7 protein-coding genes are annotated in these 8,318 nt (G+C 63.3%); 4 read left to right on the top strand and 3 right to left on the bottom strand.

Annotation, left to right across the window (positions count from 1 at the left end; genetic code table 11):
- Positions 1-1,069 precede the first annotated feature (1,069 nt).
- Entirely contained in the window at positions 1,070-1,333 is a 264-nt protein-coding gene (locus LGR44_RS20485) for a hypothetical protein (RefSeq protein ID WP_226742574.1), read from the top strand.
- Between the two features lie 209 nt (positions 1,334-1,542).
- Here LGR44_RS20485 and LGR44_RS20480 read toward each other — a convergent pair whose 3' ends face one another.
- A complete protein-coding gene (locus tag LGR44_RS20480; protein WP_226742573.1) occupies positions 1,543-1,923 on the bottom strand; it encodes a hypothetical protein in 381 nt (126 codons plus the stop codon).
- Between the two features lie 235 nt (positions 1,924-2,158).
- On the opposite strand from LGR44_RS20480, the gene LGR44_RS20475 reads away from it, so the two are divergent.
- The 3 genes from LGR44_RS20475 to LGR44_RS20465 all read left to right on the top strand — a co-directional run bounded on the left by LGR44_RS20475 (position 2,159) and on the right by LGR44_RS20465 (position 4,547).
- A complete protein-coding gene (locus LGR44_RS20475; RefSeq protein ID WP_226742572.1) occupies positions 2,159-2,860 on the top strand; it encodes a L,D-transpeptidase in 702 nt (233 codons plus the stop codon).
- A gap of 359 nt (positions 2,861-3,219) precedes the next feature.
- Positions 3,220-4,281 (top strand): DUF882 domain-containing protein, encoded by a 1,062-nt coding sequence (locus tag LGR44_RS22080; RefSeq protein WP_404809964.1) that lies wholly within the window; start codon positions 3,220-3,222, stop codon positions 4,279-4,281.
- Positions 4,282-4,391: 110 nt separating this feature from the next.
- The gene (locus tag LGR44_RS20465; RefSeq protein ID WP_226742571.1) at positions 4,392-4,547 is read left to right on the top strand and encodes a hypothetical protein; all 156 of its coding nucleotides are present in this window, start codon (positions 4,392-4,394) and stop codon (positions 4,545-4,547) included.
- A gap of 123 nt (positions 4,548-4,670) precedes the next feature.
- Here the strand turns inward: LGR44_RS20465 and LGR44_RS20460 are convergent, their stop codons facing one another.
- Both LGR44_RS20460 and LGR44_RS20455 read right to left on the bottom strand, forming a co-directional pair.
- Positions 4,671-5,396, bottom strand: a complete 726-nt coding sequence (locus LGR44_RS20460; protein ID WP_226742570.1) for a ZIP family metal transporter — start codon at positions 5,394-5,396, stop codon at positions 4,671-4,673.
- 317 nt (positions 5,397-5,713) lie between these two features.
- Positions 5,714-7,834 (bottom strand): heavy metal translocating P-type ATPase, encoded by a 2,121-nt coding sequence (locus LGR44_RS20455; protein ID WP_226742569.1) that lies wholly within the window; start codon positions 7,832-7,834, stop codon positions 5,714-5,716.
- Between the last annotated feature and the right edge of the window lie 484 nt (positions 7,835-8,318).

Raw genomic sequence — 8,318 nt, 5'->3', positions numbered from 1 at the left:
AGCCGAAGCGGTGTACTCACCAAAGCATAGAACTGGTCGATGTCCATTCATCGGCCATCCTCTCGGACAGCCCGCAAGAACACCGCCGCCTACGCTTCTCTCTCTCATCTTCACTTGTCAAAGAGCATTGTCTCAATCCGAGACGAAGAACGTCTTCGTAAACCAAACCGCCCATCACGGACCGTTCGGCTCCCGAAGCGTTCCGGCGTCAGGTTCGTGACCGAACCGCGCCGTCGATGGATCCTATTTAGAACGACCCATCCCAGAAGTCAATCGGAAAATCGAAGCTTTTTTCGAATTTTCCGGCGCTCGATCCTGCCTCTCCCAAGTAAAGACAAAGAAAGAGCGGCCGCAGAAACGAACCCGCTTCTGCGCTGAACCTCGTCGAACGGCGCGAAACCTTCGACACCTGTGCGGATTGTCCCCAGAGGAGCCCGTAAAAGCCCAGATCACTCCAGACAATACAGGGCTCATGGATGTGGATGCTCGAGGCGATTGCTCACCTCAGCCTCCGTGACAGTCGCAGCACCCGGGCTGAAGTGCCTGGGATGGCTCGCGACGATGTCAGGAAGCGGCGCCGGATCGCTGACGCGACGGCGCCGGGGAACGCGGATATAACCGATTCGTTCCGGATTGCAAGCGCGGGTTTATCCGTCGCCGGAGAGACGAATTTTGGATCGCACCGACCTGCTGAAAAACGACCACCTGCATCACTAGGTGCCAAGACGCCCTTGCCGGCGGATCTCACAGCACCCATGGAAGGTCCCAGTGGCCTATAAGCTGAGATGGTGTTTCCGCACGGTGTTTCAAGGGCTCCAGCCCCCGGCCCTACAGGCCGACGCCGCTGTGCCGGAATCTGAAGGCCGTATCTCTTCTCTTCCGCTGTTCGTACTCCCCTGCCCCTCTGGAAAATGCCCCTCTTCAGCGCCGGTGATTGCCCAGGGTCGGCTCATTGCGGCGCATGTGCATAAACCGTCAGAGCTGTGGATGGAGCCTCGGGAACGTTACTGATCCTTCCGTCGAAATGCTATGAAGCGCCGCCCATCCCGACAGCCCCAAAATCATGGCCATGAAACCGGCAGCGTTTACACTTGGATTGTTCCTCCTCGGCCTCCCCCTGACTTCTCTGAACGCGGAGGATCTCGTCGCCAGGCGGGAGGCCTGCCGCGCGCAGGCAAAGCGGCACCTCACGGTACGTGGCAAGACCAAGGTTGCCACCGAAGAGTACCGACAGATCGTGGAACGCCGCCGCGCCCATGTGGAAGCATGCATGGCATCGACGCAGGTCGCGCAGGATCAGTTACCGGTACCGCCGAAACGCCCGAGCATTTGAGGTGCGAATGCCCCATAGACGGGTCAGAGCCGGTCGAGAGAATGTGATCGCGGCCAAGCCCAGATCGGCGAGAAGGACAGGAACGTCGGGGGCGCTCGGAGATTGACTTGGTGCGGAGGCATCCCGCCCCTTGTGTGAGATCCCCCTCACCCGCCTCCGTAGACTGAGCCCCGTTCAGGCAACCCGAACGGGGCTTTTTCGTCGGGTGCTCAATGCGCGGTCCAAGTCCGCCCGTCACCATCGAGCGGCTCATGGTAGAGCGCTCCACGTGGAACGGCCTCAAGTGGGCGCATTCCCTGCGATCGCTCCTGCGAGATCTCGGCGATCGGGGTCAGGTAATGCGGGCGAAAGCGCTGATCGATCAGGTTCCGCAGCTCGGGGGCCGCCAAATCCAGAACTGTTGCGTCACGCCAGCGGCGATAATGCTTGGCGTTGCCGGTGAGACGACTCCAGAGGCTCTTCGTCTCCTCCTCCACGACCAGCACGATGCGGCCGGTGAAGGTTTTCCGTAGATTAAATCTCCCTGTGAGAGGCATCTCGCGTTTCCTTATGCGGCTGCGACGAGCCGGGAGAGAATAGAAGCCCAACATCGGCTGGTCTTCCTCACCTCAGGCGCTCAAGCTTCGCAGCGGACAACAATGCTGTGCTGTGGCAATGCGCACATCTGCTTGTAGTTCCTTAGAGCCTCGAAGGAGCAAGCCAGGGAAACGTATGCCCTGCCACGCTCGAAATCTGCGGTCTCGAGCGCGAATACTCAGCCCTCATCCGGACTCCTTCATGCCGTAGCTTGGTCGGGGTGGAACGGCATCGGCAGAGGATCGGGTCATGGGGCTCAACCGCCGCATCTTCACCTTCGGACTTCCGGCTTCGGCTGCCGCTCTCCTCGGTGAAAGAGGATGGGCGCAGTCCCTACGCCCCCGGCCCGCCTATGGCGGAATCTATGGCCCTATCGACGACGATCTCTACCCGGTACCTGGAATCGATCTTTCGGGGATCCAATCCGCTTTTCTCCGAAGCATCGTGCCGTACGAGACGCCCGAGCCCGCAGGCACGATCGTGATCGATCCCAGAGCGCGTTTTCTTTATCACGTCCAAGATGGCGGCCTTGCGATCCGCTACGGCGTCGGAGTCGGCCGGTCCGGTTTCGGCTGGTCCGGCACGGCGACGGTCGGCGACAAACAGGAATGGCCGGACTGGTATCCGCCGAAGGAGATGCTGCAGCGCCAGCCCGAACTGATGGAGCAGATGGCAGATCTCCCCGGCGGCGCAGGCATGCCCGGCGGGCCCGGCAATCCGCTCGGGGCCCGCGCGCTATATCTGTGGCAGGGAAAGAAGGATACGCTCTACCGGATCCACGGAACTTTCGAACCCTGGACGATCGGGACGAGCGTCTCGTCGGGCTGTATCAGGATGATCAATCAGGACGCGATCGATCTTTACAACCGCACGCCTGTCGGCACGAAGGTCGTGGTGCTTGCGCCCGCCTCGAACAGGCGAAAGCGCGCCGCTGCGGCCTCTGGAGAATAGCCCGTGCGAAGGGGCGGCTCCCGCACGCTGTCAAGCTTGAAATCAGTTGTCGGCCAGGAAAAATCCTGTCGTTGCTAACGCTCGATTAAAGACCCGGGGGCACACTACCACCTATGCCCCACGCCCCTGCAAAGATCGACCGCCCCTCCCTCCCTTCAGACGGCTTGCGCCCTGCCGCAATTTTCTCATTCTTTCTCAGCAGAAGTCAGTCTGAAGCTCAGGGCGGATATAAAGACATCAAGGGGATTTCTCGTTTCGCCCGGCCTGTGGGAGGACGCCAGATGGATGGTGCGTCGAGGGGTCATCGTCGCGCTGCAAGGAAAGCTTTCCTGCGCCTCACCTTTTGTTCGGTCGCAAGCATGGCGAGCTTCCTCGCCGCGACGGTCCAGACGCAGGACGCGATCGCCAACGGCGATACACGAAGCCTGAGCTTCTATCACACCCACACCCGAGAGACGGCGACGATCACCTATCGACGCGACGGTCGGTACGACGATCGGGCACTGGAGCAGTTGAACTGGCTCCTGCGCGATTGGCGTGTCGAACGCCCCGCCAAAATGGACCCGCGCCTGTTCGATATCCTCTGGGAGATCTATCGCGAAGCCGGATCGAACGAGCCTATCCACGTCATCTCCGCCTATCGCTCTCCGGCGACCAACAGCATGCTGCGCCGTCGGTCCAGCGGCGTCTCTGACCAGAGCCAGCACATGCTGGGCAAGGCGATGGATATCCGACTTCCTGATGTCGACACGGCCCGATTGCGCGCCATCGCCATGCGAATGCAATATGGTGGGGTCGGCTATTATCCCTCTTCCCAGTTCGTCCATGTGGATACCGGCAGTGTCCGAGCTTGGCCGCGAATGTCGCAGGATCAATTGGTCAGGCTTTTCCCCGATGGAAAAACCCTCCACCTGCCTCCAAGCGGAAAGCCCCTTCCCCGCTACGAGGAAGCGCGAGCTGAAATCCTCCCGAGGAATGCGGCGCTCGCCGCACAGGCTTCTGCAGGTGGCGGATCCTCAGGAAACATTCTGACAGCCCTGTTCGGCCGGAAAGCCTCCCCGGCTGCTCAAGCTCCACAACCGCCCGAGACGCAGGTGGCTTCCGCCTTGCCCGAGGCTCTCGGCGCGACGCTTGCACCCGTACCTGTTCCCCCGAGGCGGCCGCAGGAATTGGCTTTGCCGGAGCAACCCAAGGCGCCGGCGGCTCCGGCAGTTGCTGCATTCGCCCTTGCTACAGCACAACCTGAGGCGATCCTCGGCTACAACGTCGAGGCTGCGGTGGAGGCTCTCTTCGATCCTCGGGCTTCAGCCGCGAATGTCGGGTTCTCGCAAGCTCTCCAGACCGATTTGAACTCCGCGTCCTTCAGCGGACCGGCTGTAAAGCCGCTTTCCCTCATCCGTCAGGCCCAACTGGATCTCTGAGACGGATCCTTCCTGCTGGAATTATCGCCTCCGTAGCGACGGAATCAAGAACTGCCCTGGGGTTCGCTGCGTTATCCCGCGAGGTTTCAGCTCATTGAAGGGATGTCCTCATGAATGTCTCGATCACGTTGGAAGACGAGGCGAAGCAAACCTACTCGGTCTACATCGACGACACCTGCATCGCACGAGGCGTGCCTAAAGCCGAGGCGAACCGGATTCGCGTGCAGGCACGTCAGGGACAGCTTGGAAAACCACGCCTGGGCTAACTGCAACGGGGCATGTGCTCGGGACGCGTGATATGGCGATGTCTCCGATGAACCGTCTCATCCAGGTCGGTTGAGGCGCCGGGATTCCAAACAACCAGGCAACGGCCGGCTGGCTTCGCACCGTCATGCCTCGAAGTAGGATGAGACAAGGGTGAACAGGGCGAAGCCGCCGATGAAGAAAGCGGCGGAAAAACGGGTATCCTCAGCCACGTCGTGCGCCTCGCCCAGCATCTCCTCGACCGCCGCCAGGATCAGAAGTCCTGCCGTGAAGGCGAGCGCCGTCAGTTGGAGGCTCGCGCTCTGGTCGCGCAGGAGCCAGTACCCGATGCTCGCCCCAAGCAGGGGTGCGATCACGAACGAGGCCGAGAGAAGCAGGCGCGTGCTGCGCTCGACGCCCTTGTCGCGGAAATTGGCGATGGTCGCGAACCCTTCCGGGACGTCCGCCGTGACCTGCCCGATGGCAAGCACGAGCGCAAGGCTGAGGGAGACGACTGATCCGACGCCGATCATGAGTCCGTCGCTGAACAGGTCGATGAACACGGCCCCGTAGACAATCCATGGCCCCGCGGCCTCCTCGCCTCCCCCGAAGCGCTCGATGGCCCAGTCGAGCAGGATGAAGGTTACGCCGCCCAGGCAGAAGCCGAGGACCACCAGCCAAGGGGCCGCTCCCTCCAGCGCCTCCGGCATCAACTCGATGGCGACCACCGCGACAACGATCCCGGCCGCCACGTGAAGGGCCCGGCTGAGGGTTCGCCGGGAGGTCTTGATCAGTTCCGCGACCGCCCCTCCGGCGAAGTTGCCGAGCGCCGGAAGCAAGGCGAGAGCCAGAACCTGGAGATAAGGATCCATCCTTCAGCCCATCCCCTGCGGAGCCCGTACCTGGTCAACGCGATCTCCAAGACCGAGTTCACGAGCGGTGAGGAATGCTGTCCGCAGCCGGGACAAATCCCCGGCTGCGCATTCTCCGGCCGATCCGACGGGGCGGGCAACCGGAAAGCGAACAGGGCGGCACTACTCGTGCGGCGAACCGCCCGATGGATTCATGGATGCCCTCGCCCGCGCCGCAGTTATCCAGCGAGCGGCCGATGCGGTGCGGCACCTGTCGCGTCAGCAGCACGAAGACATTGACGCAGGCGAGGATTGCAACGGGAAGCCAGGTGACGGCATCACACGTTCCGTCCGGCCCCGAGCAAGCGCATGGCATTGGCGGTCACCAGCACTGTCGCGCCCGTATCGGCCAGGATCGCCGGCCAGAGGCCCGTGATGCCGAGCACGGTCGTGACCAGGAACACGGCTTTCAGGCCCAGGGCCACCCCGATGTTCTGGCGGATATTGCCCATGGTGGCTTTGGAGAGTGCGATCATGCGGGCGATATCGAGGACGCGCCCATGCAGCACCGCCCCGTCCGCGGTTTCCAGCGCCACGTCCGTGCCTCCCCCCATGGCGATGCCGACATCGGCAGCGGCCAAGGCCGGGGCATCGTTGATGCCGTCGCCGACCTTGGCGACTACCTGCCCCTGCGTCTTGAGTTCGTTGACGATCCGCAGCTTGTCCTGCGGCAACAGGTCGGCTCTGGACTCCACGCCCAACGCACGGGCGATGGCGGCCGCGGTCCTGGCGTTGTCGCCGGTGAGCATGACTGGTGCGATGCCACGGGCCTTGAGAACCTTCAGTCCTTCAAGTGCATCCTCGCGCGGCTCGTCGCGTACTGCGATCAATCCGGCCGGACTGTCGCTCACCATGAGTACGGATACGGTCTTACCTTCCTCCTGAAGGGAGGCAATGCGAGCCTCTGCCTCAGGCGAGAGAGGCGCGATGGCCGCTGCGGCCTTGGGCGAACCCAGGAACAGGCTGCGACGACGGGCGCGGCCCTTCACACCTTTGCCGCCCAACGCCATGACGCCGACGGCGGGAACGACCTCGATGCCGTCCGCCTGCGCCCGGGCCACAATGGCCTTGGCGATGGGATGGGACGAAGTGGCGTCGAGGGCGGCTGCATCCTCCAGGATGTCCCGTCCGGTCGCCTCGCCGAGGGTGATCACATCGGTGACCTGCGGACGGCCCTCGGTGAGGGTTCCGGTCTTATCCAGCGCGACGGCCGTGACCTTGCCCAAGGTCTCCAGTACGGCTCCACCCTTGATCAGCAGCCCGCGCCGGGCGCCGGCGGCAAGGCCGGCTGCGATGGCGGCCGGGGTCGAGATGACCAGGGCGCAAGGACAGCCGATGAGGAGCACCGCCAAACCCTTGTAGACCCACTCGCCCCATGGCTGGCCGGCCAGCAGCGGCGGCAGGATTGCAACAAGTGCACCGACGACCAGAACGGCCGGTGTGTAGTAGCGCGAGAATCGGTCGATAAAGCGCTCGGTCGGGGCCTTGGCCTCCTGGGCCTCCTCGACCAGGCGCACCACCCGTGCGATGGTGTTGTCCCGGGCCTCGGCGGTCACTCGGACGTGCAAGCTGCCGTCGGTGTTGATGGTGCCGGCGAAGACGGTCTCGCCCTCGCCCTTGCGCTTGGGCGTGCTCTCGCCTGTGACCGGAGCCTCATCAATGGCGCTCTCGCCCGACACGATCATGCCGTCCGCAGGGATGCGGTCGCCGGGCCGGACTGCAATCACGTCTCCGACTGCGAGGGTCACCGCCGCAACCTCCTCCAGGCTGCCGTTGCGCTCGATGAGGGCTGTCTTGGGCACCAGATCGGACAGGGACCGGATGCTGGCCCGCGCCCGGCCGGCTGCGACGCCCTCCAGGAGTTCGCCGACAAGGAAGAGCAGTACCACGATGGCGGCCTCCTCGGTCTCGCCGATGATTACCGCTCCGACGGCCGCGACAGTCATCAGGGTCTCTATGGTGAAGGGTGCGCCGGCCATGGCGGCGGCAATCGCCCGGCGCGCAATCGGCACCAAACCGATTGCCATGGCTGCAGTGTAGAGCCACGGCTCGTATCCCGGTAGGACCATGGCCAGGCTCCAGGCCGACGCGAGTCCCAATCCGCTGAGGATTGCCAGCCGCCCCTTGGCCGATTGCCACCACGGACCGTCCGCGGCCCCATGGTCATGGTGGTGATGGGCACCTTCGCCCACGGGGGTGATGCCGTAGCCAAGGTCGCGCACCACCTTCTCGACCTGCTCGCCCGTGTCGGCATGGGCTACCCGCAGGCGCAAGGTCTCGGTCGTGGTGTTGATGCTGATATCCGAGATGCCCGGCACACGGGTGAGCGCGGTCTCGATCTTGCGCGCGCAACTCCCGCAATCCATACCCTCGACGCGGAAACGCAAACGATCACTCATTTTGAAAAGCCCGATTCGATCTCATCTGACAGGCAGGCTACAACCTCTAGCGGCTAGAGGATCAAGAGGCTTTGGTGACCCGGGCGCCTGGTAAGGAGTCGGAATGGTCCGACCTCCCCTCGCCGGCCGCCGCACAGGGCTACGCGGGAGGCGTGATCTGCTTTCTCATCAGCCACTGATCGAGCTGCTCGACAGCCACTGCACCATCCGGAGCGGATGGAAGGTCCGCACCCCCAGATGAATGCGGCTCCCTCGGATCGTCTGCGCGCAAAGTCGATCTCGACCTGCCCGACCGGGAAGCCCGCGGTCACGGCCAGCAGCATCAGTGCGTCGCCGCATTGCTGCGCCTCGAAGGCCTGAGGGATGATGTCACGATGAGCCGAGAAAAGCCCCATCCATTCGAGCGCCGGAAGATCTTCCTCGACGCAGGAGCGAACGGCGATCTCAAGGGTCACCTCGAAGCGTCCAGATCCTCAGAATGTTC

It is taken from the genome of Microvirga lenta (genome assembly GCF_020532555.1).
In the GTDB taxonomy this organism is placed as follows: Bacteria; Pseudomonadota; Alphaproteobacteria; order Rhizobiales; family Beijerinckiaceae; genus Microvirga; species Microvirga lenta.
Note: the sequence above shows the minus strand (reverse complement) of the source record. Positions and strands in the feature narration are given on the sequence as shown.

Bases quoted from the DNA above. Each gene is read 5' to 3' on its own strand.
- LGR44_RS20485 (WP_226742574.1), top strand. From the start codon at position 1,070: ATGAAACCGGCAGCGTTTACACTTGGATTGTTCCTCCTCGGCCTCCCC.
- LGR44_RS20480 (WP_226742573.1), bottom strand. From the start codon at position 1,923: ATGTTGGGCTTCTATTCTCTCCCGGCTCGTCGCAGCCGCATAAGGAAA.
- LGR44_RS20475 (WP_226742572.1), top strand. From the start codon at position 2,159: ATGGGGCTCAACCGCCGCATCTTCACCTTCGGACTTCCGGCTTCGGCT.
- LGR44_RS22080 (WP_404809964.1), top strand. From the start codon at position 3,220: ATGGCGAGCTTCCTCGCCGCGACGGTCCAGACGCAGGACGCGATCGCC.
- LGR44_RS20465 (WP_226742571.1), top strand. From the start codon at position 4,392: ATGAATGTCTCGATCACGTTGGAAGACGAGGCGAAGCAAACCTACTCG.
- LGR44_RS20460 (WP_226742570.1), bottom strand. From the start codon at position 5,396: ATGGATCCTTATCTCCAGGTTCTGGCTCTCGCCTTGCTTCCGGCGCTC.
- LGR44_RS20455 (WP_226742569.1), bottom strand. From the start codon at position 7,834: ATGAGTGATCGTTTGCGTTTCCGCGTCGAGGGTATGGATTGCGGGAGT.